This is a genomic window from Nitrobacter hamburgensis X14 (assembly GCF_000013885.1).
GTDB classification, from domain to species: Bacteria; Pseudomonadota; Alphaproteobacteria; order Rhizobiales; family Xanthobacteraceae; genus Nitrobacter; species Nitrobacter hamburgensis.
On record NC_007964.1, the window covers coordinates 2,898,389 to 2,922,115 of the forward strand.

General features: G+C 62.6%; 23 protein-coding genes. 11 read left to right on the forward strand and 12 right to left on the reverse strand.

The features are described 5' to 3' along the window. Positions 1 to 5 precede the first annotated feature (5 nt). The 3 genes from scpA (at position 6) to meaB (ending at position 4,241) form a co-directional block, all read left to right on the forward strand. Complete coding sequence (scpA, locus tag NHAM_RS13510) at positions 6 to 2,162, forward strand: methylmalonyl-CoA mutase (protein WP_041359004.1); 2,157 nt, start codon at positions 6 to 8, stop codon at positions 2,160 to 2,162. Positions 2,163 to 2,451: 289 nt separating this feature from the next. After that, positions 2,452 to 3,264 (forward strand): DUF3298 and DUF4163 domain-containing protein, encoded by an 813-nt coding sequence (locus tag NHAM_RS13515; protein ID WP_157043627.1) that lies wholly within the window; start codon positions 2,452 to 2,454, stop codon positions 3,262 to 3,264. Next, complete coding sequence (gene meaB, locus NHAM_RS13520) at positions 3,261 to 4,241, forward strand: methylmalonyl Co-A mutase-associated GTPase MeaB (protein WP_011511087.1); 981 nt, start codon at positions 3,261 to 3,263, stop codon at positions 4,239 to 4,241. The genes NHAM_RS13515 and meaB overlap by 4 nt, the downstream gene beginning before the upstream one ends. A 38-nt stretch (positions 4,242 to 4,279) precedes the next feature. Here the strand turns inward: meaB and NHAM_RS13525 are convergent, their stop codons facing one another. From NHAM_RS13525 to NHAM_RS13535, 3 genes are all read right to left on the reverse strand, one after another. Then, complete coding sequence (locus NHAM_RS13525) at positions 4,280 to 5,470, reverse strand: FAD-dependent oxidoreductase (protein WP_245269887.1); 1,191 nt, start codon at positions 5,468 to 5,470, stop codon at positions 4,280 to 4,282. An 18-nt stretch (positions 5,471 to 5,488) separates the two neighbouring features. Next, positions 5,489 to 7,513: a LodA/GoxA family CTQ-dependent oxidase gene (locus NHAM_RS13530; RefSeq protein WP_011511089.1), complete on the reverse strand. Its 2,025-nt coding sequence runs from the start codon at positions 7,511 to 7,513 to the stop codon at positions 5,489 to 5,491. A gap of 91 nt (positions 7,514 to 7,604) precedes the next feature. Further along, on the reverse strand, positions 7,605 to 7,961 hold the full coding sequence (locus tag NHAM_RS13535) for a twin-arginine translocation signal domain-containing protein (RefSeq protein WP_011511090.1): 357 nt from the start codon (positions 7,959 to 7,961) through the stop codon (positions 7,605 to 7,607). Positions 7,962 to 8,737: 776 nt separating this feature from the next. On the opposite strand from NHAM_RS13535, the gene NHAM_RS13545 reads away from it, so the two are divergent. From NHAM_RS13545 to NHAM_RS13555, 3 genes are all read left to right on the forward strand, one after another. Further along, a complete protein-coding gene (locus NHAM_RS13545) occupies positions 8,738 to 9,400 on the forward strand; it encodes a pyroglutamyl-peptidase I (protein WP_011511091.1) in 663 nt (220 codons plus the stop codon). A 104-nt stretch (positions 9,401 to 9,504) separates the two neighbouring features. Continuing rightward, positions 9,505 to 10,767 carry a multidrug effflux MFS transporter gene (locus NHAM_RS13550; RefSeq protein ID WP_011511092.1) on the forward strand — a complete coding sequence of 421 codons (1,263 nt, stop codon included), beginning with the start codon at positions 9,505 to 9,507 and terminating at the stop codon, positions 10,765 to 10,767. A 113-nt stretch (positions 10,768 to 10,880) separates the two neighbouring features. Next, positions 10,881 to 12,248 carry a TIGR03808 family TAT-translocated repetitive protein gene (locus NHAM_RS13555; protein WP_011511093.1) on the forward strand — a complete coding sequence of 456 codons (1,368 nt, stop codon included), beginning with the start codon at positions 10,881 to 10,883 and terminating at the stop codon, positions 12,246 to 12,248. Between the two features lie 114 nt (positions 12,249 to 12,362). Here NHAM_RS13555 and NHAM_RS13560 read toward each other — a convergent pair whose 3' ends face one another. From NHAM_RS13560 to NHAM_RS13570, 3 genes are all read right to left on the reverse strand, one after another. Beyond that, positions 12,363 to 13,433: a nickel/cobalt efflux transporter gene (locus NHAM_RS13560; protein ID WP_011511094.1), complete on the reverse strand. Its 1,071-nt coding sequence runs from the start codon at positions 13,431 to 13,433 to the stop codon at positions 12,363 to 12,365. A gap of 5 nt (positions 13,434 to 13,438) precedes the next feature. Next, on the reverse strand, positions 13,439 to 13,717 hold the full coding sequence (locus NHAM_RS13565) for a metal/formaldehyde-sensitive transcriptional repressor (protein ID WP_011511095.1): 279 nt from the start codon (positions 13,715 to 13,717) through the stop codon (positions 13,439 to 13,441). Positions 13,718 to 13,927: 210 nt separating this feature from the next. After that, positions 13,928 to 14,455, reverse strand: a complete 528-nt coding sequence (locus tag NHAM_RS13570) for a TIGR03809 family protein (RefSeq protein ID WP_049769339.1) — start codon at positions 14,453 to 14,455, stop codon at positions 13,928 to 13,930. A 629-nt stretch (positions 14,456 to 15,084) separates the two neighbouring features. On the opposite strand from NHAM_RS13570, the gene NHAM_RS13580 reads away from it, so the two are divergent. The 3 genes from NHAM_RS13580 (at position 15,085) to NHAM_RS26745 (ending at position 15,971) form a co-directional block, all read left to right on the forward strand. Continuing rightward, complete coding sequence (locus NHAM_RS13580; protein ID WP_011511097.1) at positions 15,085 to 15,354, forward strand: hypothetical protein; 270 nt, start codon at positions 15,085 to 15,087, stop codon at positions 15,352 to 15,354. Positions 15,355 to 15,410: 56 nt separating this feature from the next. Beyond that, positions 15,411 to 15,704, forward strand: coding sequence for a hypothetical protein (locus NHAM_RS13585; RefSeq protein WP_011511098.1), 294 nt, complete (start codon positions 15,411 to 15,413; stop codon positions 15,702 to 15,704). Positions 15,705 to 15,794: 90 nt separating this feature from the next. Then, complete coding sequence (locus NHAM_RS26745) at positions 15,795 to 15,971, forward strand: hypothetical protein (RefSeq protein WP_157043628.1); 177 nt, start codon at positions 15,795 to 15,797, stop codon at positions 15,969 to 15,971. Between the two features lie 277 nt (positions 15,972 to 16,248). On the opposite strand, the gene NHAM_RS13595 is transcribed toward NHAM_RS26745, so the two are convergent. Beyond that, a complete protein-coding gene (locus NHAM_RS13595; RefSeq protein WP_011511099.1) occupies positions 16,249 to 16,554 on the reverse strand; it encodes a hypothetical protein in 306 nt (101 codons plus the stop codon). 424 nt (positions 16,555 to 16,978) lie between these two features. Here NHAM_RS13595 and NHAM_RS13605 point away from each other — a divergent pair, with 424 nt between their 5' ends. Next, positions 16,979 to 17,230: a GlsB/YeaQ/YmgE family stress response membrane protein gene (locus tag NHAM_RS13605; protein WP_011511100.1), complete on the forward strand. Its 252-nt coding sequence runs from the start codon at positions 16,979 to 16,981 to the stop codon at positions 17,228 to 17,230. 718 nt (positions 17,231 to 17,948) lie between these two features. Here the strand turns inward: NHAM_RS13605 and NHAM_RS13610 are convergent. After that, positions 17,949 to 18,764 carry a DUF7146 domain-containing protein gene (locus NHAM_RS13610; protein WP_011511101.1) on the reverse strand — a complete coding sequence of 272 codons (816 nt, stop codon included), beginning with the start codon at positions 18,762 to 18,764 and terminating at the stop codon, positions 17,949 to 17,951. 233 nt (positions 18,765 to 18,997) lie between these two features. Next, positions 18,998 to 19,249, reverse strand: a complete 252-nt coding sequence (locus NHAM_RS27605; RefSeq protein WP_049769342.1) for a hypothetical protein — start codon at positions 19,247 to 19,249, stop codon at positions 18,998 to 19,000. A 15-nt stretch (positions 19,250 to 19,264) separates the two neighbouring features. Here NHAM_RS27605 and NHAM_RS27610 point away from each other — a divergent pair, with 15 nt between their 5' ends. Beyond that, a complete protein-coding gene (locus tag NHAM_RS27610) occupies positions 19,265 to 19,873 on the forward strand; it encodes a tyrosine-type recombinase/integrase (RefSeq protein ID WP_049769343.1) in 609 nt (202 codons plus the stop codon). A gap of 304 nt (positions 19,874 to 20,177) precedes the next feature. On the opposite strand, the gene NHAM_RS13620 is transcribed toward NHAM_RS27610, so the two are convergent. From NHAM_RS13620 to NHAM_RS13630, 3 genes are read right to left on the reverse strand one after another with little or no spacing between them, the layout of a single operon-like run. Beyond that, entirely contained in the window at positions 20,178 to 22,061 is a 1,884-nt protein-coding gene (locus NHAM_RS13620; protein ID WP_011511102.1) for a S8 family serine peptidase, read from the reverse strand. A 34-nt stretch (positions 22,062 to 22,095) separates the two neighbouring features. Further along, positions 22,096 to 22,800: a hypothetical protein gene (locus NHAM_RS13625; protein WP_011511103.1), complete on the reverse strand. Its 705-nt coding sequence runs from the start codon at positions 22,798 to 22,800 to the stop codon at positions 22,096 to 22,098. After that, positions 22,797 to 23,366: a sigma-70 family RNA polymerase sigma factor gene (locus tag NHAM_RS13630; RefSeq protein WP_011511104.1), complete on the reverse strand. Its 570-nt coding sequence runs from the start codon at positions 23,364 to 23,366 to the stop codon at positions 22,797 to 22,799. Before NHAM_RS13630 ends, NHAM_RS13625 begins: the two co-directional genes overlap by 4 nt. Between the last annotated feature and the right edge of the window lie 361 nt (positions 23,367 to 23,727).

Here is a 23,727-nt window from a genome sequence, read left to right on the forward strand (position 1 = left end):
TGACGATGACCCGCATTCCGAATTTCGCCGATGTCGCCTTCGCGCCGGTCGCGGCGCCCGCCGCCGCCGGCAATGCAGAACCGTGGCTGACACCCGAGGGCATCCCGGTCAAATCCACCTACGGCGAAACCGACCTCGATGGCATCGACTTCCTCGACAGATGGTCCGGCATCGCGCCTTACTTACGCGGTCCCTACCCGACCATGTATGTCAACCAGCCCTGGACCATCAGGCAATATGCGGGGTTCTCGACGGCCGAGGATTCCAACGCCTTCTATCGCCGCAACCTCGCCGCCGGCCAGAAGGGACTGTCGGTCGCGTTCGACCTCGCCACCCATCGCGGCTACGACTCGGATCACCCCCGCGTGTCGGGCGACGTCGGCATGGCGGGCGTCGCTATCGACTCCATCTACGACATGCGCACGCTGTTCGCCGGCATCCCGCTCGACCGGATGAGCGTGTCGATGACCATGAACGGCGCGGTGCTGCCGATCCTGGCGCTGTTCGTCGTCGCCGCCGAGGAACAGGGCGTGCCGCCTTCGAGCCTGTCGGGCACCATCCAGAACGACATTCTCAAAGAATTCATGGTGCGCAACACCTACATCTATCCACCTGCACCCTCGATGCGGATCGTCTCCGACATCTTCGCCTACACCTCCCGAAAGATGCCGAAGTTCAACTCCATTTCCGTCTCCGGCTACCACATGCAGGAAGCCGGCGCGACGCAGGACCTCGAGCTCGCCTATACGCTTGCCGACGGCGTCGAATATGTCCGAGCCGGACTCGCGGCCGGGCTCGATATCGACCGTTTCGCGCCGCGGCTGTCGTTCTTCTGGGCGACCGGCATGAACTTCTTCATGGAAGTCGCCAAGATGCGCGCCGCGCGGCTGCTGTGGGCCAAGCTCATGAAGCCCTTCAATCCGAAGAATCCGCGTTCGCTCTCCTTGCGCACCCATTGCCAGACCTCCGGCTGGTCGCTGACCGCGCAGGACGTCTTCAACAACGTGATCCGCACCGCGATCGAGGCGATGGCGGCGACGCAAGGTCACACCCAGTCGCTGCACACCAACGCGCTCGACGAGGCGCTGGCGCTGCCGACCGACTTCTCCGCCCGCATCGCCCGCAATACCCAGCTTTTCCTGCAGCACGAGAGCGGCACCACGCGCATCATCGATCCCTGGGGCGGCTCCTATTATGTCGAGCGGCTCACGCATGATCTCGCCGTGAAGGCGTGGGGCCATATCCGGGAAGTCGAGGAACTCGGCGGCATGGCCAAAGCCATCGAGGCCGGCATACCGAAGCTACGCATCGAGGAGGCGGCCGCCAGGACGCAGGCGCGGATCGATGCCGGCAAGCAGGCGGTAATCGGCGTCAACAAATACAGGCCGGAGAACGAGGCGCCGATCGACGTGCTGAAGGTCGACAATTCGACGGTGCGGCGCTTGCAGATCGACAAGCTGAAACGGTTGCGCAGCGAGCGCAAGCAGGAAGACGTCGATGCCGCCCTCGCGGCGCTAACGCGCTCGGCCGGCGACGGCAACGGCAACCTGCTGGCGCTCGCCATCGACGCGGCGCGCGCCAAGGCCACCGTGGGCGAAATTTCCGACGCGATGGAGAAGGTGTTCGGCCGGCATCGCGCCGAAATCAGATCCATCACCGGGGTTTACAAGCGTGAGGCGGCCGCCATGTCCGACAAGGTTTCGAAAGTGCAGGCGCTGATCGACGCCTTCGAGGAGGCCGAGGGCCGCCGCCCGCGCATCCTCGTCGCCAAGATCGGCCAGGACGGCCACGACCGCGGCCAGAAGGTGATCGCGTCCGCCTTCGCCGATATCGGCTTCGACGTCGATATCGGACCGTTGTTTGCAACAGCGGAAGAAGCCGCGCGGCAGGCGGTGGAAAACGACGTGCACATCCTTGGCGTGTCCTCGCTCGCCGCCGCGCACTTGACCACCGTGCCGGAATTGAAGGCCGCGCTGAAAAGCCACGGCCGTGACGACATCATGATCATCGTCGGCGGCGTGGTGCCGCCACAGGACTACGACGCGCTCTATAAGGCCGGCGCCGAAGCGATCTTCCCGCCGGGTACGGTGATCGCCGAGGCGGCGGAAGAATTGATCCGCAAGCTCAACGCGCGGCTCGGCCACAACGAGGCGGCGGGGTAGCGCGAACTCAGCGCGTTTTCTTCGCCATTTGTGCCACTGCCATGCCCGCGCTTGTCGCGGGCACCCACGTCTTCGTATGATCCGGGAATCCCGGTCGTGGATGGCCGGGACATAGAGCGGGATGAGGAAAAGTGTGTAGCGGTTTTCCGCCCGCATCCCGCTCTAAAATATTGGAATCGATCACGTTCATGATTTTGGATCGATTCGATCCAAATCATCGTGATCTAGGCGAGCGGAAGCGACGCCGTTCTTCGAACGGCTATGCCCAGCCATGACGATGAATGGTGCCATGATCAGTCTCACCTCAACTTCAGCGAAATCACTCATCCGACGCGCCCTGTTCGGCGGACTCGTGGCGCTTGCGTGCGTCAATGGCAGCCTCGCTGCCGAGCCGAATCCTGACTTCACCGTCAAGACCAAATACATCGACGCCAGCATCACGCTCGACGGCACGATCCGGGCCAACGCTCCGCTGGCCGACAACCTGCTTGCGGAAGGCAAGCGCTGGATCGAGAAGAACCGCGTGGAGGCCGCGAAGGAATTCAAGACCGCGCCGGAACTATTCCGCGACGGTCGCGCCTGGGTGTTTGAACGCGGCTACAGCCAGACCGCGAAGGCGGGAGAGCGCTACGTCAGCATCGTGCGCATCGACTATGTCTATACCGGCGGGGCGCATCCCAACACCTTCATCGATACCATCCTGTGGGACGATGAGGCGAAGAAGCAGATCAGCGTGCGTCCCTTCTTTAAGGAAACCGCAGATAATGGCCCGACGCTGAAAGCGCTGCGCGCGGCCGCCATCGCCGCCGTCCAGGCCGAGAAAAAAGAGCGCGGCATCGACGATTCCGGCACCATCGACTGGTACAAGGGCGTTGAGCCGACACTGTTGAAAGTCGGCGCGGTATCGCTCGCGCCGTCCACCATCGCCGACAAAAGCGCCGGCCTGAAGTTTCATTATTCGCCCTACGCGGTCGGACCTTACGCAGAAGGACCATATACCGTGTTCGTGCCGTGGGAGACGTTCAAGGCCTATCTCTCACCGCAGGGCCTTGCGATCTTCGCCGGCAACCAGCCTTCGGGCGCGAAGCTTGGGCGCCAATGAACCGCCCGCTTGCAATTCCAGGTCTCGCCGCCGACATCCGCGCCGGCCGACGCGCGGCGCTGGCGCGCGCCATCACCCTGATCGAGAGCCGCCGCGCCGATCACGAGGCCGCCGCGCGCGAACTGGTGCAGGAACTGCTGCCTGCGACCGGCGCCGCCATCCGCGTCGGCATCACCGGCTCGCCCGGCGTCGGCAAGTCCACCACCATCGACGCGCTCGGCATGTACTTGATCGAGCACGGCCACAGTATCGCGGTGCTGGCGGTGGACCCGTCCTCGGTGCGCAGCGGCGGCTCGATCCTCGGCGACAAGACGCGGATGGCGCGGCTGTCGGCGGCGGAAGCGGCCTACATCCGTCCCTCGCCCGCCGCCGGCACGCTCGGCGGCGTCGCTGCGAAGACGCGCGAGGCGATGCTGTTGTGCGAGGCGGCGGGCTTCGACGTGGTGCTGGTGGAGACGGTCGGCACCGGGCAGTCGGAGACCGCGGTCTGCGACATGACGGATTTCTTCCTCGCCTTGATGCTGCCCGGCGCCGGCGACGAATTGCAGGGCATCAAGAAGGGCATTGTCGAACTCGCCGACATGATCGCGGTCAACAAGGCCGATGGCGACAATGTCGGGCGCGCCAACCGGGCGGCGGCGGAATATCGCAGCGCGCTGCGTATTCTCAGCCCCCGCTCCGAGCACTGGCATCCGCCGGTGCTGACCTACTCCGGGCTGACCGGATCAGGCATCGACACGCTCTGGCAAAAGGTGCTCGACCATCGCGCGGCGATGAATGCGTCGGGCGAATTCGCGCAGCGACGCAGCCAGCAGCAGGTGAAATGGATGTGGTCGATGTTCGAGGATCGCTTCAAGGCGCGCCTGCGCGGCGACGCCGCGATCCGCGCCAAAGTGAAGGCGACCGAGGCCGCGGTCGCCGGCGGCCGCATCACGCCGGCGCTGGCGGCGGACCAGATCGCGGAGTTGCTGCGGTGAATTTTCTTCCCGCTCCCCGTGTGGGTTAAGGCAGGAGACTATCCGGTCGCTTCATTCGCCAATAGCCGCCGGCGTTGCCAGAACGGCTGATCCGGCCAGCGGGGCTGAATGCCATAGTAGTAGTCTCGTTGCGACAAGTACGCTTGCCAGAGTTGGCGCTGTTGCTCATCGTATTGCTGGACGTACGCATTGCGGCTGTCCAATCCCGCCCCACCCTGCGGACAATCTGTCAGCGCGTAATGGATCATGTGTCCGGCGTGGCTGGCCGTCCTGAGCGCCTTGTCGATGCCTTGCGACGACAGCGGATCATAGGCCTGCGCCGCATCGCCTACCGCCATCCAGGCGTCACCGCAGAAGTCTCGTAAGCGCTGGCTGTTGGCCGGTGCGCCGCGGATTGTCCCGCAAGGGTGATAGCCTCTGGCTCTGAGCAATGGCGCGATATGCGTCGAGTCGTCCAGCAACTGCTCGAAGCCTTGCCGATACGCAGCCATCTTTGCTGCCGGCAGGTCCTTGTCGGTGTGCCAAACCACCAGTCGCCTGGTCTCGCTGCCTTCGGTGCTCGGCAAACGGTTGCTGTACCACCAGCCGTGCGGCGCGGCCTCGATCCGGGTATAGCGGTCATCATCTGCACTGGTGCAGGAAAACCATTGCGCATAGGCGAACAACCGGTCGTCGTTGGGGACGGTCGGGACACCGAGGGACCTGGCCACGACTGCGGGCCGGCCGGAACAGTCGACAAGATAACGGGCGCGATGCTGCCGCGTCCCCGCGCCCGAGCTGAGCGTGAGCTGCCAATTGAAAGAACCGTCAGCGATACGCGCACAGGATTGGAAGCCGACACCCCTAAGCAAGGTCGCACCAGCCGCGACCGCAGTGGTGCGCAGGGCTTCATCGAAAGCCAATCGGTCGACGCAGAGGCCGTGGCCGGTCGACGTGAAGAAAAAGTCCGTGATATCGGCCTGCCCGGTCGCCCATAGCGAGACGTTGCCGGCGGTATTGAAAAGGCCGGGAAGTTGCTGCTCCGGCCCGTCAGGGTCTGCCAGGAAGTGTTTGACCAGACCGATCGAGGTCGGCGGCAAGGACTCGCCCAGTTTGAATCTGGGGGATCCGCGTTTCTCCACCAACAACACACGCTGGCCGTATCTGGCCAGCGTGATGGCGGTTGCGGCGCCCGCAGGTCCGGAGCCGACAATGACGACGTCCCATGTTGGACTGGTCCGGTCGAGCACCGGCGTCGATGGCACGAATTATTTGCTCTTGTTATTGCTCTTGTTATCGCTCTTGGCGGGCGGCCGGTTCAACGCCGGATCGCGCTCCTGTTCGGCGAACACGATCTGGCCGTTGTCTTTCAGGTAGCTGCCGTCCTCATTCTTGACCGGCAGCACCATCCCCAGTTTTGGCCAGGCATAGGCCATCTGGTGGTAACCATCGGTGGACGATAGCGGTTCGCCGTGTTCATCGTAGCCGCGGAACCATTCTCTGTGGGTTCGGGTCCGGTTCTTCTTGTCGTATTCGAAAACGACATCCGGCCGCTGTGTCGGCCACCATAATACGTCGCAGGACCAGAAGTCGCCCTGCCACGGGCTCGACATATAGGCAGCGACCGAGCCGGGCTCGATACCTTTGTTGACGCGAAAGCCCTCGGCGAAATTTTCCCGATAGATGATCAGGTACGGGAATTCGATGCCGGGGTGGAAGCCGCCGCCGATCGTGGGTTCGAGCGCCGAACTGTCCAGGGCATGCGGCTGCTCAGCCAGCGGCAACGACTCAAGGGCGGCGGGCTTAAGTGGCACGCCGACTTCGAAATTCCCGTCTGCCCATTCCTTCAAGTGATTGAGTTGCCAGTCGGTCAGGCTCAAAAATTGATCCGGGAAACTGACACCCAATTGCTTATTCTGCGCCGGCTTGCCCCCGGTGCCCCACAGCTTGGGCATCTTGAAGTCTTCTTCGTCGCGCTTGAATTCGTCGTTCTTCCAGCTGGTCGGGCGCTCCGGTGGCGGCGGCATCAGCGAATCGACCAGCCGTCCGCGCTTTCCGGGCGCATGTCGCATCAGACCATAGATCATCTGCCGTGTCGCCTTGCTGGTCTCGCTCGGATCGGTGAAAGCGGCCATGTACTCGTTGTTGAGCAGGTTGCCCGGCTGCTTCGGGCCATGGGCGCGATCCTTGGTTTCAGGCGTGACGCCGCCCGCCGCCGCGTTCACCCAACTGTAGTTAACCGCCTTGGCGAAGATCGGATAAACGTCGCGGTAGAAATTCGTCTTCTGCTTGGCGTACGGGTAAGCCTCGGGGAAAGCCTCGTAGACGCGATCCAGAATGGACACCACATGGTACATGTAGGGTGAAAACTTCGGTGGCGCGGTGACGATCCATGCCCCCGCACGCGGATTGCGCGTACCGTCGTCCGTCGCCGATGTCACGTTGTCGCGTGTGCTCAAGACGGTGCCGTCCTTGAGCGTGACCGTGACGTCGATTTCACCACCGCAGGTGTCGTCCCACCACCCCGGAATGTTGAAATAGGCAAACTGGTTCGTCAGCGGATTTTTACCATCCTCCGGACCGTTCGGAGGGGTCATTGTTTCACTCGGGTTCGACAACACCACCTTGGGTGTCGTGACGCATTCGCCTTTCCCGGGCGCCGGAACGAACAGCAGACGGTCCTTGGAATCCAGGCGAAGCTGCCCAAGCTCGATACCCTTGGCGGCTTTATAAGTGACCTCAACTTCCTTCGAAGGATCCTTCGGCGTGAAACCTTCGAAACGCAACTCGCCCGGCAACGTCCCTTTCTCGATGCCCGTGAAAACATCACCCTTCATGACGACCGGTCCGGCCTGCCCGGAGGCGATCGTATGCACACCGGGATCGATGATGAGCTGATCACGCTCGATCGGCTTCTTACCGGGTTGGATGGACGGGTTTCGCAACTTGTCGGGGTCGAACAGATACGCACCCTCAAACGCGTAATTCGCCGCTTTCATGTTCCTGACATGAACTCGCCAGCGCACGGTTTGGACCAGATCCGAATCCGACGTGAGTTCAGCGACGACCTTGTCATCGGCATCGTAGGCATACACGCGATACCGCTGCGCCTGGCGTTTCAACCGCGCCCCGCTGTCGCGGTAGGTTCCACCGTTCGGCCCCGGTCCGCCGTTACCGCCCGGATCGACCACAACCCCTGGCGCTTCGGGACCGATGTAAAACTCGTCACTGTTCCCCAAGCGGGCAATGCCGATACCGGGGTGGATGCGAATGCTCTTGATCGTCTCGGCCACGGCTCATCACCTCTACAAATTGCTGTTATTAACTCGGCGCTGCAAAGAACATTCAGCCGTCGATATCCAAGTACTCTGATATCAGGTGCTCTCACACCATAGAGATCGACAATCTGCTGGAGGAGGATGCGAGGCCGGGGTTGCTCAGAGAGGACCCGACGATCTTCCAGTCCAGCATGTCCGCAGAGGCGACCGCGTACCGGTTGCCAAAATGTTCGATGTCGGCGTGGGTCAGTCCGTCTGACCGGGTATGAGCCCGTACCGAAAAGCCGCCGCCGAAGCTCGCCTTGATCGATTTCTCGATGTGCAAATCGTCGATGTGCAAATCATCACCTGAGACCGGTGCGTTATACGCGTTCTCGCCTTTCGCGGCGCTGGCAATGCCCGGCAGCAACAGGACAGAGGCCGCTGCGCACCCCTTGACGAAATCTCTACGCTTGATGCCCATGGTCCGTCGCTCCTTGGTTCCGGCGCCTCTATCTCACAGATTATCTTATCGTAAAATGCGGATAGTCAAGACAAGGACTCAGGTCAGAGTATCTCCATGCGAATTTGATCCAACCTCTATCTCCAACTTATATCAATACGACGGTGCTTCCAAAATCGCTGGTTCGACGCTTCGAGACCACGTTATGCTGCCGCACCGCTTTGCCTTCGTCGAGACCGCCGAACGACGCATCCCAGGGCAAGCCGCGATGAACCTTGCCCCTTGAAAGCAGCGTCCCCCGACCGCCAGTACCGCTGCAGTAATCTGTCGTTCGCGGCAGTCCTTCGGATGATCCCGGTACCCAGCTCGACCATTACGAACTCGCGTCTACGAAGCTTGCGTCGCGATCATTGATCGCGCTACGTTGGCTACGTCGATCCGAGGAACACAATGCAGACTGATAGACAGAAGATTTTGGAAGCCCTGCGTGAAAAGCCGCTGAAGGTTTTCGAGGTTATGAAGAGAGTCAACATTCGAAATCAAGACGACTGCCAGTCGCTTCTGTTGAAGATGCGCGACGACGGCGCGGTCCGCTTCGATATTCACAAGGGGGTTTGGCGGCTTGCCCCCGTCTAAGGCCGGCTATCGCTGCAGACGCGATCATCTTGCATTCTATCCGCAGTTGCGAGCGCCAGTCGTTTTCCAAAGCGCTGTTTTATGCTGCAATCGCACGGCGTAATCGCCCATCCGGCCTTCGCTGAGCAGCAGGATGATGGGACTCCCTGACCCCGATCACTATGACCGGCAATCTTCGCATCCTCGTCACCGGTTTCGGCCCCTTCCCCGGCGCGGCGTTCAATCCGACCATGCCGCTGGTCGAGCGGCTCGCGAAGCTGCGCCGGCCCGCGCTGGATGATGTCGCGATTGCAACCCACATCTTCGATGTCGCTTACGCGACGGTGGATCGCGAACTGCCGCAACTTCTTGCAGCACATCGTCCGCACGCTCTGCTGATGTTCGGCCTCGCGGCGCGCACACCCTGGCTGCAGATCGAAACCCGCGCGCGCAATGCGGTGACGACGATCTGGCCGGACCAGGGCGGCACGCGGGTGGGCAAAAGATCAATCGCGGGCACCGCGGACGCGCGCACCTTCGGACCGCATGTCTTCAGGCTGCTGCGCGCGGCGCTGGCGACCGGCATCGACGCGCGCGCCTCGCGCGACGCCGGCAGCTATCTCTGCAATTACCTCTGCTGGCGCGCCATCGAGGCCACTCATCATCGAACGGGAACGCGCCTGGCCGCCTTCGTTCATGTTCCGCCGCTGAGGCGCGACGGCTCGGCCCGCGTCCCCGGCGGCCTCACGCTTGACCATCTCGTCGATGCCAGCGAGGCGATGCTGCTGGAGATGGCGAAAGCGGCACGGCAGGCGGACCGCGCCTGGAATCCACGCCGATTGTGACGGCCGTCCCCTGCCCGGCGGTGGACAGCCACGTCCGAAACAGGCATTGTGCAGCGCAGCAGCGGCATCGATGGGGCTGCGTACCGATCTTCCGAGATAAATCGATGACCGACGCCAGTGTGGACGGATGGGTGTCACGAGCCCATCAGCCGAGGGGGTTTCCCGAGTTCGTCGCCCTCGTCGCTTGCATCATGGCGCTGAACCCGATCGCGACCGACATGATGCTGCCGGCGATGCCGGACGTCGGCGCCGCCTACGCGATCGCCAATCCCAATCACGTCCAGGCCGTGATCTCGGTGTATCTGGCCGGCTTCGGCGCCGGCCAGTTCATCATGGGGCCGCTATCGGACCGCTTCGGCCGCCGCCCGATCCTGATCGGCGGAATGCTGGTCTACAGCGCCGCGGGCCTGCTGTCGGTGATCGCACCATCGTTTGAAATGATGCTGCTGGCGCGTTTGCTGCAGGGCATCGGAAGCTCGGCCGCCCGCGTCATCGCCACCTCGATCGTGCGCGACTGCTACGCCGGACGGCGGATGGCGAGCGTGATGTCGCTGGCGATGATGATCTTTATCTCAGTGCCCGTCCTTGCGCCGTCGCTCGGCCAGGCGATCCTGCTGTTCGCGGCGTGGCGCGGCATCTTCGTCGTGCTGACGGTCTACGGTCTGCTTGCGCTGCTGTGGTGCGCGATCCGGCTGCCGGAAACCCTTCCCGAGGCGGGACGCAAGCCGCTGACCGCCGCGAGCGTTTTCGACGCATTCCGCCAGACCGTGACCAACCGGCAGACCATCGGCTATGCGCTCGCCGCCGGCGGCATCCAGAGCGTGCTGTTCGCCTACGTGTTCTGCTCGCAGCAGATCTTCACCGGGATCTACGGCCTCGGCGACTATTTTCCGCTCGCCTTCGCCGCAATCGCCGTCGGCATCGCCGCCGCGGGTTTCCTGAACTCGCGTATCGTCGGCCGGTTCGGCATGCGGGTGATTTCGCACGGCGCACTGACGGGATCGGTGGTGATCGCGGCACTGACGCTGCTCGCGGCGTGGCAGGGGTGGCTATCGTTTCCGGTGTATATGGTACTGGCGATCGGCACCATGTTCGCGTTCGGGCTGATGTTCTCGAATTTTACCGCGCTCGCGATGGAGCCGCAGGGCCACATCGCCGGAACCGCCTCGTCGCTGTTCGGCTCGATCACCACGCTGATCGGCAGCGGCGTCGGCGCGCTGATCGGGCAGGACTTCAACGGCACCATGCTGCCGTTCGCGACCGGCGCTTTCCTTTGCACGCTGGCCTCGCTTGCCATCGTGATCGCCGTCGAGCGCGGGCGGCTGTTCGTGTCGCATAATCCTGTGGTCCAGACGCCGCCGCGTTAACCCTGTCGCCAACAATCGCGCGCGTCCGTCGCCGCCCGCCCCGGCGTCACGCTGTTTCCGCGTTACATTCTGACGGGAAGCGTTTCGCTTCGCGCACTGGAACCGCGCAACCAATGGATATCCGCCGCCGCCATATCCTCGGAGCTTCCGCCGCAGGCGTCGCCGGCGCCCTGGCGATGCCATCAGGCGCCGCCCGCGCAGCCCCGCTGACATCGACGCTCGGGCGCGACGCCACCCATTACGGGGTGCGGCCGAATTCACCCGACGACCAGACCCGCGCGCTGCAACGGGCGATCGACGAGGCCGCCCGCGCCAACGCTCCGCTTGCGCTGCCGCCCGGCGTCTACCGCACCGGAGCGCTGCAACTCACCAAGGGTTCGCAACTCATCGGCGTGCGCGGCGCGACCACGCTGATGTTCAGCGGCGGCGCCTCGCTCTTGTCGACTGAGGGCGCCGACCACATCGGCCTCAGCAACCTTACGCTTGACGGCGGCGGCATCCCCCTGCCCGAGCGGCGCGGCCTCATCCATTGCCGTGGCGGGCGCGATGTCCGGATTCTCGATTGCGAAATCACCGGAAGCGGCCGCGACGGCATCCGGCTCGAAAATGTCGCGGGCGAGATCAGCGGCAACGTCATCGTGCAAACCGCGAGCACCGCCATTGTCTCGTTCGACGCGCTCGGGCTGACGGTCGCGCGCAACACCATTCTGGACGCCAGCGACAACGGCATCGAGATCCTGCGCACCGCCATCGGCGACGACGGCTCGATCGTCACCGGCAACCGCATCGAACATATCAAAGCCGGCCCTGGCGGCTCCGGCCAGTACGGCAACGCCATCAACGCGTTTCGTGCCGGCAATGTCATCATCAGCGGCAACCGCATCAGCGATTGCGATTACTCCGCCGTGCGCGGCAACTCGGCGTCGAACATCCAGATCACCGGCAACAGCGTCAGCGGCGTGCGCGAAGTGGCGCTGTATTCCGAATTCGCCTTCGAGGGCGCGGTGATCGCCAACAACACCGTGGACGGCGCGGCGGTCGGCGTCTCCGTCTGCAACTTCAACGAGGGCGGCCGGATCGCCGTCGTGCAGGGCAACATCATCCGCAACCTGTTGCCGAAGCGTCCGATCGGCACCGCACCAGACGACGACGCCGGTATCGGCATCTATGTCGAGGCCGATACAGCCGTTACCGGCAACGTCATCGAGAACGCGCCGTCGTTCGGCATGATCGCGGGCTGGGGCAAGTATCTGCGCGATGTCGCGATCACAGGCAACGTGATCCGCAAAAGCTTCATCGGCATCGGCGTCTCGGTGGTGGACGGCGCGGGCACGGCGCTGGTCAATACCAACGTGATTTCGGATACGCCGCGCGGCGCGGTGGTCGGGCTCGACCACGCCAAGCCTGTGACGCCGGACCTCGCAGCCCATGGCGCTGCGAAATACGCGCAGGTCGCGATCGGCGCCAACGCGGTGCGTTGAAACGAACGCATGACTGATTGAGGTTGAAGCAATTCAGGTGACAACCGGGAAAACTGGATTGCTTTCTTGTCGGGGCCGGAAAGCCCATCACCCGGAGGACCGGGCCGCCCGTCATCAGGATACGATTTCGTGCCAACCGATCCAGCCGGTGTAAAAGCCGACGCACACGATCAGAGCCGCCGACACATAGGGCGCGCGATGGGCAAACCGCGTGAATCCGGACCAGTGACGCTCGACGTGACGGATGCCAAGCGCGGCCACCACGCCGGCCGACACCATGGTGGCCGCGAGGCCGATACCGAAGCAAAGCACCAGCGCGAATCCGAGGCTGAACTGCTTGAGTTGAATACAGAGCAGCAAGACCGTGATCGCCGCCGGGCACGGGATCAAGCCGCCGGTCAGGCCGAAGAGAACGATCTGTGCGGTCGTGACCGTGCGTCCCGCGAAGCGCTTACGGATGTCGGCTGCATGGGCACGCGCGTGTGCGTCGTCCTCCTCTCCAAGATCCATGTGCGCGTGGTCATGCTCCTCGAAGACCAGTTCGGCCGTGTTCCCGCCGACCATCACATGAGCCTTGAACGCATGGGGCTCCGGAATTTCATCGACGCTTTCCAGATAGTCTCGCTCGCCGACGAACCGGAAGGATTGCCTTGAACCATCCGACCGGATCGTCGTCACTGCGACTTCGGCGACGGCGGGAACGGCAGCGTTCTCGCTTCGAATTCGCCAGCGCGGCGGTACGCCGTCCTCGAAGATTTCGAGCGACAGCAGATTTCCGTCCAACTCGACTTGTTGCGCGTGGGCGTGGGCATGATCGTGATCGTGATCGTGTTCCAGATTCTGCTCGCGCCGGGTGCGCCAGACCATCCACGCCGCGATGCCGAGGATGATGACGGCGGATGCCACTTGCAGATAGGCCTCGCTATGCCCTCCAGACCATTGCTGGCCGAAGTGGAGTCCGGCGAGAGCGACGACCCAGACGATTGCCGTGTGCGAGGCCGCGGCCGACAGCCCCAGCAGGACCGCCTGCGGGACACTACCCCGTATGGCGATGATGAACGCCGCCATCATGGTCTTGGAATGCCCGGGCTCCAGTCCGTGGAGTGCGCCAAGCAGGATTGCGCTGGGTGCGAACAGCCATGCGTGCGTGCTGCTCTGTTGCAGCAATTGAGCCAGATCGGTCATTCAGTTCACTTCAGATACGTTCGAACGACGTCGATGAGGTCTGCGGCGCCCTTCGCCTTCTCGGGGTCTTTTTCCTGGGCCGGGTTCACGACGTGATGGCGGATATGATCCTCGATCAGTTCCGAGGTCAGGCCGCTGACGGCGCCTCGAACCGAAGCCACCAGCATCAGAACATCCGCGCACCCGATCTCGGATTCAAGGGCACGCTCGACCGCCTCCAACTGCCCCTTGATGCGACGGACCCTGCTGATGAGCTTCGACTTCTCTTTGATCGTATGCGACATGCCAATAGCATAGGGGGATACCCTATATTGGTCAACGGCGATCGTCAGCAACCGATGGGCGAAGCGGGATGCCGCGGCTGCAACCGGCCCCGACTTCGAGTCGATCGGGATTGCCTCGCTCAGCGCAAAATCGGCGATGCCAATTCGTCGCAAACTCGCGACGACGATTTAATTGATGAATAACTCGAACGCACCGGGCGGACGCCGCCGCTACAGCGCGTTACACTTCAGCATCGGATAGCGTTCCTGGAACGGGTGTGGGTCGGGCACGATCCCGGTTGCCAATCCGGCGCCCGATGCGGTTTCCCCGTCGGCCGGCGCATCATCGTTCGCCTCGACCAGCGTATCCTCCGGCGATGACACGATCGACGTCAGCGCGGCATGTACGGCCGCGGTGCCCAGCATCCGGGCCGGCGATTGCCCGGCCTCGTCCTGCATCTCCTGCGTCGCGGGAGAGGCTTCCGCGGGCTGATCAAGCCATGACCAGTCGATCGCCGGATCGTCCGGCGTCGTCTCGCGCCGCGCCAGCACGCGCCAGGTTTCGACAGCGGTCTTCGCCTCACGGAGGTTTTCCATGAAGGCGTGCTCGGAATGGTAGCGTCGCCAGCGGCCGCTTTCATACATCTCGATCAGATGATCGAGCCGCTGTTCGGCGATGCCGCGCCAGCGGTCGAGGATGTCCTGAGCGTGGTCCTGAACATGCTTTCGGGCGTACCCGGCGTCGTATCGTTGGGTCATGGGACAGTCCGCAGGAAGGAGAACGGACGCAGACGCAACGAACGAATCACGCAGTGTTGCTGGATATTCTGGGGGAAACTTCGGCGAAGTCCAACACTTTGTGGCACGAGTATGACGTTGCCCGTAGGGCATTCCACTGATGAGGTTATCCGGACGATTCACAATCGGGATGGGATCGCTGAATATGAAAAGACCCGCTGGGGGGACAACCGGTTCCATGCCGGAAAAAGCGGCTGATTGCGGACGCGCTTGAAACAGACGGCGAGGTCTGCGCGATCGGCGCAGCCGGCAAGGCCCGCGGCATCGACATGAGCCTACTCGAACCTGAGGACGGTGACGGCGTAGCTGCCGCCTTCGACATCTCTCGGGCCCTAGCGCTCGAAATTGTCTACATGAATGACGAGGCGTTTGACAGAGAAACACCGGAAGAGCGCTTTCTGAAAATGCGAGAATGGATAGCGGGGCGGATCCGTCCCTCCCCTCCCCGTGAAGGAGGACGGTGAGATGGCGCGAAACATTTCCTTCGCTCTGACGACGCCGCGATTCATAGCGAGAACCAAAACCGTCACGCGCCGCATGGGCTGGCGCACGCCGTCGCCGGTCAAGAGCTTTGCGGCGTCAAGAAAGGCATGGGACTTCGCCCGGGCGAGAAGATCGAGCGCCTTGGCATGATCCGTCTGGTCAAAGTCACCACCGAGCCGCCGCGCCGGCTGACCGACGACCTTGATTACGGTTTTGCGGAGACAGAGCGCGAAGGATTCCCTTACGGTCATCCGCTTCATTCCCCGACCGAGTTCGTCAAGTTCTTCTGCAACTCGCACAAGGACTGCACGCCAGACACCGTGATCACTCGGCTTGAATACGAGTTCGCCGCTGACACCGCCTCCGGTTCGGGCTAGGATGGAGAGGCGGTTCCGGCCTTGGTATCCCGTCCGGCCACTCCTAGATTTGGGCGATGGACCTCCTGCTCCGCAAGACCGTCATAGGCGGCGACACGCTTCAGAACGACTACTGCGTGATCCATGAGGGCCGCAGCGCCGGCAGGATCAGGCTTGCCGATGTGAGATCATGGCAGGGCCCCGTCTGGACGTGGAACGTCAACCCGCCTCTCCCGATCCCGTCATGGTGCAACGGCTCGACCGATAGTCTGGAAGCCGCTAAGGACGAGTTCAAGGCCGCGTGGGAGCGGTTCTACGCGAGCCTGACGCCAGAGCACAAAATCCTGGCACCGCACAGAGGACCTCGCTAAGGCGAATGCGCCATGGCTGGGAAAGTAGATTGGCTAGGAACGGTAACAGCCCGGTGAGGTTGTTGTTCCTAAACAGGCATGGAGCATAGCATGGTAGTTACCAGAAAAATGGCCAGTATAACTCGCGTTTACATCGGCTGGGCTATCGGCGGCGCAATCCTCGTGATGCTGCTCAGTCTTTCCGTTTTCTACACTGGGCGCGGCACGCATCCGAAGTCAGTCGATAATGCGCCGAGCGCCGTAACACAGCCTCAACCGCAAAAATGAGCTTCTAAGCAAGCTCGCGGAGGATTACCGGATTCCGTCCGGCGCGGATTACTTACCCCGCGCCTTATCTCCGCCCGCTCAACGGCACAGTCCGCCACCTCATGACCGGATCGGAGCAGCCGACCATTTTCCCGGCGTCGGGGAAATGGTGCCTGCCGATCACTTTGTTGACGTCAACAAGCTGATGCTTCGGCCTTGCATCGGCATTCGACGCGAACAAGACAGCGCAAAGCGCCGCCAGAAGGACGGTTGGTCGCATATCGTCTCCGGGTTTGAGTTAGCGAAGGAACTCGTTGCGCATCAGTTCAAGCGCGGTCTTGCAGGCCAGCAGCGCGTCCCTGCACTCGCGAAGCAGATCGTTGGCCCGGCGGCTTTCTTCCGCCAGATCATGGACCGCCGCCATCATGTCGTGCAGTGGCCCCATCATGAGCCATGGCGGGACAGGTTCACGCGGTGCAGCCTTGTCCTTGCTGGCGCGAAAGATCAGGCAGACGCCGCCCAGCAGGATCAGCACCGCGACGGCTGACTGTATGATCGGAAACTGCCCGAGAGCGCCGAACGCCTTGTCAGATACTCCGTCCATGACGGTCCCTCATCGCAAGCGCACGGTAGATCGAGACCAGTTCGATCCCTGTAAAGACAAAATAGACCGGCACATTGAGCGACGACAGTCGCGGGCCGGATGACACCGCGTGCCTTGCACCGCTCGCACAATGGCTGCGCTTTCAACTGTGCAGCGCGCAACGCCCGCCATCGTGAAGTGGAATACCAAGCTCGCCGCGGTCGCTCTACCCTGCGTCTGGCGTCGTACTCCCGGTTACAGATGCGTCGATCTAGAGGCTTAGGCATCAGCATTATTACAGATCGGCCACTCTACCTGTTGAGCCATTCGGACCATTTACGATTTCTTTTGCTGCGGCGAGGTGGAACCGAAGCAAGCCAAGACGGTTTCCAGAATCCCGCTGCCACTGCGGCACCTACAACTTTAACAAGCGGAGATTGCGGAAATGAATGACGCGAGTATTGGCTGGATCGCAGCCATTATAATTGGCGGCTTGGCCGGTTGGATCGCTTCTACCTTCATGAAGAGTGATACAGGCATCCTTATGAATGTCCTTCTCGGCATCGTTGGCGCTGCAATCGCCAGCGGCTTGTTCGGCTTGGTCGGCGTCTCGTTTGCCGGATGGCTTGGCTATCTCATTGCCGGTTTTGTCGGAGCTTGCATCCTTATTTGGGGTGCAAGAGCCATTCGTGCTTAGCATTAAGCAATGTTTCCGCCGCGCGTGACCATTTCGTAGGACAGCCGGCGGGCATTGCGCCCTGCCCGGATCACCGACCGCCTTGACGATCGTCTTGCGCGGCAACCCGGTCTGGCGCGTCAGATTGCGAATAACCTGCGTCTTGGCCCGATCACCAACCTGGTCGCGCCGATATCTCCTTGCTGGATAACCCAAGCAAAAGAAGGCCGAATACGGCCCGCTGCTTCTCGGTCAGTTTTCCCATCTGCATGTCTCGTATCCCCTTCAATTCTTGAAATGCGCTGACGAAGCCCGGATACGCTGGGCTAGATCCGCTTCTCACGACGATAGAAACTCATCGATCGCCTTTGACCCAAGTCGGGCGAGCCGCTTCCTCACCAAAACGATATGAGCGCAATTCCTGCACCGATCTTCAGTATTCTCAGGGTTTTGGATGGCCTTCGCACTTCGATGCTCGTAATCCCCGCATGCACAGCGAACGACCCATCTCTTGCTGAGATTTGCCCGACGACTGTGAACCGGCCAAACTTTGCCCCAGGCAAGTGACCGCACGTCACCATACTCGCAGCCGGAATAGGCCGCGTCGGCGGCGGCGAGTCGGCATGGAAGTGGCCGGCGTACTCAATCGTCGGATTTTATACCTCGCCTCGCGAGGTCACGCGGGCCGCGGTCGCATCTTGCGGCACACTAGCTGCAATACGATCGAAAATGTCTGAACTCACACCCCATCCTCCGCCAATACCCTGAATACCTCCTGCGAGCGGCTCGAGGCTCTCATCATGGCTTCAAATCCGATTTCGCCCTGCGCATATCTCGCCTGCGCCTCGCACCATTCGATTGATGCGAGGACGGCGTCCTCCCCGAATTTGTGCAGAGCCGCATTGGCGTCGACCTTGATCCCGAGCGCTTTCTCAAGGTTCAATGGGATCAGATCCGGTCGGACCTCGATCGCCTTTCTCAGCGCGCGGGGCCCTGCCCTGGCCCTCTCTGGATTCCCCCAATCCAAGTCCGAGGCGAGATAGACCCTCAACGCCTTCGGCGCGGATACCACGACTGGCGCGATACGTCCCGCCGATCCCGCGGCCCATGCAGACCATCCAGTGACGCGCGCGAGCGATGCTGAATCCTCGATCCCTTCGGCGATTATCAATTCTTCCCGGTCAGAATTATCGGAGACGACGATCGGCTGGCCTTGCGATGCACCGATCATGATCTTGTCCTTGTCGGTCCCGGCCTTGCCCGATCCGTCCGGCCTGAGCTTTGTGAGGTGCACACCGGTCGGCCTCCCGGCGTCGCCGAAGCGCACGATCATCGCCGGCTGATGCTCACCCCGCGGCGGCAGGAATTCGGAGTGCGGCCGATTGGACCAGACACCACCGGCTCGCGAGATATGCTTCAGCGGCCGTCCCAGCCAGCGGTAACGACTGCCCCCACAGATAGGCCGCGAGTTCGGATTTGTCCTTCCCCACGCTCTGGTCTGGCGCAGGGCGCTCCCGTGGCGCGCTTCCGACCACGGCGCGATCAGCGTGCGCATATCCTAACGCCTCGCATCGCGCGCATTTGTACGTGATGAATTCGCCGTCGCTCCAGATCCGCAACACCTTCCGGCGCTGGTTGGCTGGCGTCCTGCAATCAGGCCCACATGCCGGGCATGGCGCATCAGCAACGGCCTTGTGGCTGCTCAGGCGGTCGAGCAGGTCGAAGCTGAACGAGGCTGCGCCAGTCCTCACGCTGCATTATCCTCGGACTGCGGTGGCTGGATACACACTACCGCGGGGGCCGCGAATCGATGGCGCTCATACTCGCTCGCTCCGCGATCTGTTTCTCGGTCTGAACCCGGCGCGCCTCCGCGTCGCGTCTTGGCTGCATGATTGCCTCACACGCGAGATAGACCTCCCGCACCGTCGGCAGGAAATCCTTCTGCGTCGGCAGCCCGGTCTCCGGATTCGTCACCGCTTCGATGACATCCTCGGGGTACTGAGCCAGCGTTGCGGTGATCGCCGCGACGTCATCAACCATTGCGCCGAGCTCGAAATGTGTCCGCCGATCCGGGTTCGCAAGTTCAAGTTCGAACAGAAGATCAGGAAGCCAATTCTACTTGATTGGCTCGACACATTCACGAAACACGCCCGGCCGATTACGTCGGCGCTGGCGACCTTCATGTTCGCGACGGCTTGCCGAATATCGGAGGCGAGGCGCATCGAATGGCCGGACATCGATTTTCACAACCGCACGATCCTGGTGCGAAAAACGAAGAACAAGAAACAGCGCCTATCCCATTTGCCGGAGAGGTTACTTGTTGCGCTGGCGAATCTACCGCGCGATAGGAGGCCATTCTGGCCGGGCGAAACGACGCTGCGGCGCTGGTGGGATGAGGATATCGACGCTGCGGCAACGGCCATGGGAAAGGCTGGATTCGAACGCCTGACGTTCCATAGCTGCCGGCATGGCTTCGCAACCAAGATGCTCCGCGATGGCGTCGATCCAAAGACTGCGGCTCAACTTGGCGGCTGGGATTCGGTGACGCTATTTATCGACACCTATACCCACGCAATGCAGGACAGGCAGTTGACCGAAAACCTTTTTGGCTCAAATCTGACACAACCAAAGCGACAACGCATCAAAATCAAGAGGATAGATTAATGAAAAGACCCGCCCGGGGGGACAACCGGGCGGGTCAAGCCATATGGGCGCTGGGGTGGATGGGCGCTCGCGCCTGATATAGCTTTGGGGAGTTTTGGCTCCCACATTCATTCTGTCGTCGAGCCTGCGGAAAACGTTCAAGGCGGCCCGGAATTTTTTAACGATCTGACAAGAACTAGAGCCCCGCTTCTGATGAAATCAGAAGCGGGGCTCTATGATTTTGATTCGACGCGGTTTCTTCGCGCGAACCGGTATCCATCCCCGGGTCAAGTCCGACGACATGCTTCGCTCGAAAGCGCTCTCGCTATTTCGCGGACGGATCGGCGCCGCGCGACTCCATGCCCGCCGGCGCGGGTTGCGGTTCGCTCGCAGGCGCTGCCTCGCCGGTCGTTGTGGCGGCGGCATCGGATGCGGCGGCCGCCGGCGCCGGATCGGACACGGCCATGACCGGCACCGTTCCGGCCGGGACCGCACCGTCCGGGACAGCCTGCACGGCGCCATACGCATCCGCCTCCCCGGCGCCGAACAGATCGTCACGACCGGGCGCGCCGAGATCGCGCGCGCTGGTCGTCAGGATGGCGCGGACGTCGGCGGGCTCAAGCGCCGGGTTACGCTCCAGGATCAGCGCCGCGAGTCCGCTGACATAGGCTGCGGAGAACGAGGTGCCCGACGTCATCTGGTATTTGCCGCCTGGCGCGGGAAGGAAGATATCGACGCCGGGAGCCGCCACCGCGATATGGCCGCCGCGATTGGATGCGGCGAACAGACGGTCGTCGACATCGGTCGCGCTGACCGCGATCACATCGGCGTCGGCGGCCGGATAGAGCGGCGGCGACTTCGGCCCGGCATTGCCGCTTGCGGCCACCATGACGATGCCCTTCGTCGCGGCGGCGGCAATGCCGCGCGAGACCAGCGCATCCTTCGGGCCGGCAAAACTCATGTTGATGATCTGCGCACCATGCGTCGCCGCATAGTCGAGACTCCTGAGGATCGTGAACGAGGTGCTCTCGGCCGCGCCCTGCGTGACGCCGAAGGCGCGGATCGCGAGAATTTTGGCCGACGGCGCGCTCCCCATCAGCCGCGCATGAGCGACGATCGCGCCGGCGATGCCGGTGCCATGCACATGCGGGCCGTCCTTGCTGTCGAGCGCATCGAAACTCGCTGCAATCGAGCCGGCGAGTTCGGGATGATCGGCGTCGATTGCGGAATCGATCACCGCGACAACGATGCCTTTGCCATGCGCCAGCGCATGCGCTTCCGGCAGCCGCAGTTTTGCCAGTGCATATTGCGCGGGATCGCCTTCGGTAACCGCACCCGTGGTCTTCTGGTCTTGCAGGACGTAACGAAAATTCGGCTGCGCCGACCGCACGGCGGCATCGGCGCGCAATTCAGCCTGGACCTGCCCGACCGTCCGACGGCCAACAATGCGAAACAGACTGACGGTGCTGCCGGTCAGCGGAAAATTCTGCGAGGCCATGCGTTCGAGCCGGTGCCGCCGCGCCAGCACGGCGAGTGCACCATCCGGCATCGCTGCGATTTCGGCGACGATCTCGCCCGGCAGATAGTTGCGCGTCACAGCAGCTTGCGCCGCATTGCGGCGAGGTCCGCTATTCTGATCCCGCGGCGGCGGGCCATCGCCTCCGAGATCGGCAACGAACGGACGGCCGTTGCATTCGCCGCTCATCGCGCCGTCGCCGTGCGCGCACGCCGGATAGGTGTTAGGCGCGTAGCGAACGTAGGACATGCCTGACGCAGTGACCGCGGTTGACGGCTTCCGCGGCTTCCGTTCGCGGACAGCCGTCTTGCGGCGCGAGCGACGCGATTGCCGGCTCTCCACCGGATCGTCATTGCGCTCGATGGCACGGTAAGGGGCTTCGATATAAGGAGCCCTATAGGGGGCTCCGATCACGCCGAGCGGCAGTCCGTAGCCCATCCCCATGCCGCGATGGCCCCAGCCCGGCCGGTAGCCTCCATGCATCCCGCCGCGCCCGGCCATCCCCGTCATGCCGCCGCGCGGCGACATCATCGGGGCGCGCCCTTGCGGACCGAAGCCCGAAGAGCCCCTTTGTCCTTGCATATAGCCTTGCGCGTGCGCCGACGGGACATCGAAGCCTGCAAGCCAGCACAGACCCGTCAAGCCTGCGAGCACGACACTCCATTTCGTTATGCTCGTCATGCGCTGACGCATCGCGCGATCCTCCATCGTGGCCCGTCTGCGCAAGCTACTGTGCAGGAACCGCGAGATTGACGATCTTCTCGCTCTGAAGTCTGTTCATCAGGCTCGCGACCTCCGGACCCGAGTTGGGCTTGCCGTCGAAGCGCAACTGGAACAGGCCGCCTCTGGACGCAGAAACAATGGTCGCATGGTAAGCGTCGAGCAATGCGCTGATATCGGACATGTGCGCGTCCGGCGCGAACCGCACCAGCGCCTGCGGCCCCGATTCCGCGGTCAGCCCGCGGGTCAACGGCGCATCCGGCGCGCGATGGGACGCGGTCTGGAACGAATGGCCGCCATCGTCCTTCGCCAGCATCGCGGCGATCACGCCGGCCTGGAGCACGACCACCAGCGCGCCGACCGCACCGGCCGCGACCAGCGTGCGCGGCGACAGCGCGGCAAAGAACTGTGAAAGCCGCGCCGACAGCCCGCGCGACACCGGGACGCTTCGTGCCGGTTCGGCATCGATCGCGGCGAACAGCTTTTGCATCGCGCGCGCGGACGGCGCACCGAGGCTTTCATTGAGCGAAATGGTTTCGGCATACTCATCCCGGATCACCGCATACTGCTTCGCGAGGCCGGGATCGCGCGTGAGCGCCTCCTCGACCCGCCGCGTATCGCGCGCGCTCAGCGTGCCGGCAGCATGCCACGGCAGCAGCGCCTCGACATCTCCGGGCCCGTCGTCCGCGACTTTCTTGTTCGTCGCCGTCATGGCCAACCTCGTTCTATGCCGGCTGCCTTCAGCAGACCGGCCAGTTTCTTGCGCGCATAGAACAGCCGCGTCTTCACCGTGTTCTCGGGGATCCCGACAATCTCGGCGACCTCTTCCACCGACTTCTCGTGGTAATAGACGAGATCGACGATTTCCCGGTGCTCCGCTGAAAGCTGCATCAGGCACATGCGCAGCGCGTTCCCCGTATCCTTTTTCTGTACCGTCACCTCGGGATCGTCGGATTGATCCTCGATCGCATTGGCGGTCTCGTCGTCCAGTTCGGCATCCTTCCTGCGGCGGAGCGCCGACAGGGCCTTGAAACGCGTGATTGCCAACAGCCAGGTGGAGACGGCAGATCGGCCTTCGAACTTGCCGGCCTGACGCCAGACATCGAGAAAAACCTCGTTGATCAGGTCTTCCGCAATTTGTTCGTTCCGCACGAGCCTCAATCCGAAACGAAAGACCCTGACGTGATGACGCCCATACAGCACCTGCATGGCAAGGCGGTCGCCTTGAGCGATCCGGGCGATCAGAGCCTCATCCGACGCCGCCTGTGCCGCACTCACTGGCCGTCTCGCTGAATTGGTCGAGGTTTCAGGACTGAAGGTTCGACTGGCAAGGCAAAAATCTTTTCAAATTACAAACATCGAATGTCAGACGAAGCCTAGAGCGCTTACCTGAAACGGCGGAAAGGGCAAGCACCCCGGGGACGCCCTAAAAAGGTAGCACGATACGGGACCGGCCCGGTCGCTAACCTGCACCCTATCCGGGAAAGCGGAAATTTCCCTGAAGAAAGAATATATTAACGATACCGCCGGCCATGCGCTGCGGCCGAAAGATACCAAACCTAAAGGCTTTCCCCGTAGATTCCCCGCCGCTTCGTCATCGACGGGCCGCTCCTGATCTATGGTTATACCAGTACCGTCC

Bases quoted from the DNA above. Each gene is read 5' to 3' on its own strand.
- scpA (WP_041359004.1), top strand. From the start codon at position 6: ATGACCCGCATTCCGAATTTCGCCGATGTCGCCTTCGCGCCGGTCGCG.
- NHAM_RS13515 (WP_157043627.1), top strand. From the start codon at position 2,452: ATGATCAGTCTCACCTCAACTTCAGCGAAATCACTCATCCGACGCGCC.
- meaB (WP_011511087.1), top strand. From the start codon at position 3,261: ATGAACCGCCCGCTTGCAATTCCAGGTCTCGCCGCCGACATCCGCGCC.
- NHAM_RS13535 (WP_011511090.1), bottom strand. From the start codon at position 7,961: ATGGGCATCAAGCGTAGAGATTTCGTCAAGGGGTGCGCAGCGGCCTCT.
- NHAM_RS13545 (WP_011511091.1), top strand. From the start codon at position 8,738: ATGACCGGCAATCTTCGCATCCTCGTCACCGGTTTCGGCCCCTTCCCC.
- NHAM_RS13550 (WP_011511092.1), top strand. From the start codon at position 9,505: ATGACCGACGCCAGTGTGGACGGATGGGTGTCACGAGCCCATCAGCCG.
- NHAM_RS13555 (WP_011511093.1), top strand. From the start codon at position 10,881: ATGGATATCCGCCGCCGCCATATCCTCGGAGCTTCCGCCGCAGGCGTC.
- NHAM_RS13560 (WP_011511094.1), bottom strand. From the start codon at position 13,433: ATGACCGATCTGGCTCAATTGCTGCAACAGAGCAGCACGCACGCATGG.
- NHAM_RS13565 (WP_011511095.1), bottom strand. From the start codon at position 13,717: ATGTCGCATACGATCAAAGAGAAGTCGAAGCTCATCAGCAGGGTCCGT.
- NHAM_RS13570 (WP_049769339.1), bottom strand. From the start codon at position 14,455: ATGACCCAACGATACGACGCCGGGTACGCCCGAAAGCATGTTCAGGAC.
- NHAM_RS13580 (WP_011511097.1), top strand. From the start codon at position 15,085: ATGGGACTTCGCCCGGGCGAGAAGATCGAGCGCCTTGGCATGATCCGT.
- NHAM_RS13585 (WP_011511098.1), top strand. From the start codon at position 15,411: ATGGACCTCCTGCTCCGCAAGACCGTCATAGGCGGCGACACGCTTCAG.
- NHAM_RS26745 (WP_157043628.1), top strand. From the start codon at position 15,795: ATGGTAGTTACCAGAAAAATGGCCAGTATAACTCGCGTTTACATCGGC.
- NHAM_RS13595 (WP_011511099.1), bottom strand. From the start codon at position 16,554: ATGGACGGAGTATCTGACAAGGCGTTCGGCGCTCTCGGGCAGTTTCCG.
- NHAM_RS13605 (WP_011511100.1), top strand. From the start codon at position 16,979: ATGAATGACGCGAGTATTGGCTGGATCGCAGCCATTATAATTGGCGGC.
- NHAM_RS13610 (WP_011511101.1), bottom strand. From the start codon at position 18,764: ATGCGCACGCTGATCGCGCCGTGGTCGGAAGCGCGCCACGGGAGCGCC.
- NHAM_RS27605 (WP_049769342.1), bottom strand. From the start codon at position 19,249: ATGGTTGATGACGTCGCGGCGATCACCGCAACGCTGGCTCAGTACCCC.
- NHAM_RS27610 (WP_049769343.1), top strand. From the start codon at position 19,265: ATGTGTCCGCCGATCCGGGTTCGCAAGTTCAAGTTCGAACAGAAGATC.
- NHAM_RS13620 (WP_011511102.1), bottom strand. From the start codon at position 22,061: ATGCGTCAGCGCATGACGAGCATAACGAAATGGAGTGTCGTGCTCGCA.
- NHAM_RS13625 (WP_011511103.1), bottom strand. From the start codon at position 22,800: ATGACGGCGACGAACAAGAAAGTCGCGGACGACGGGCCCGGAGATGTC.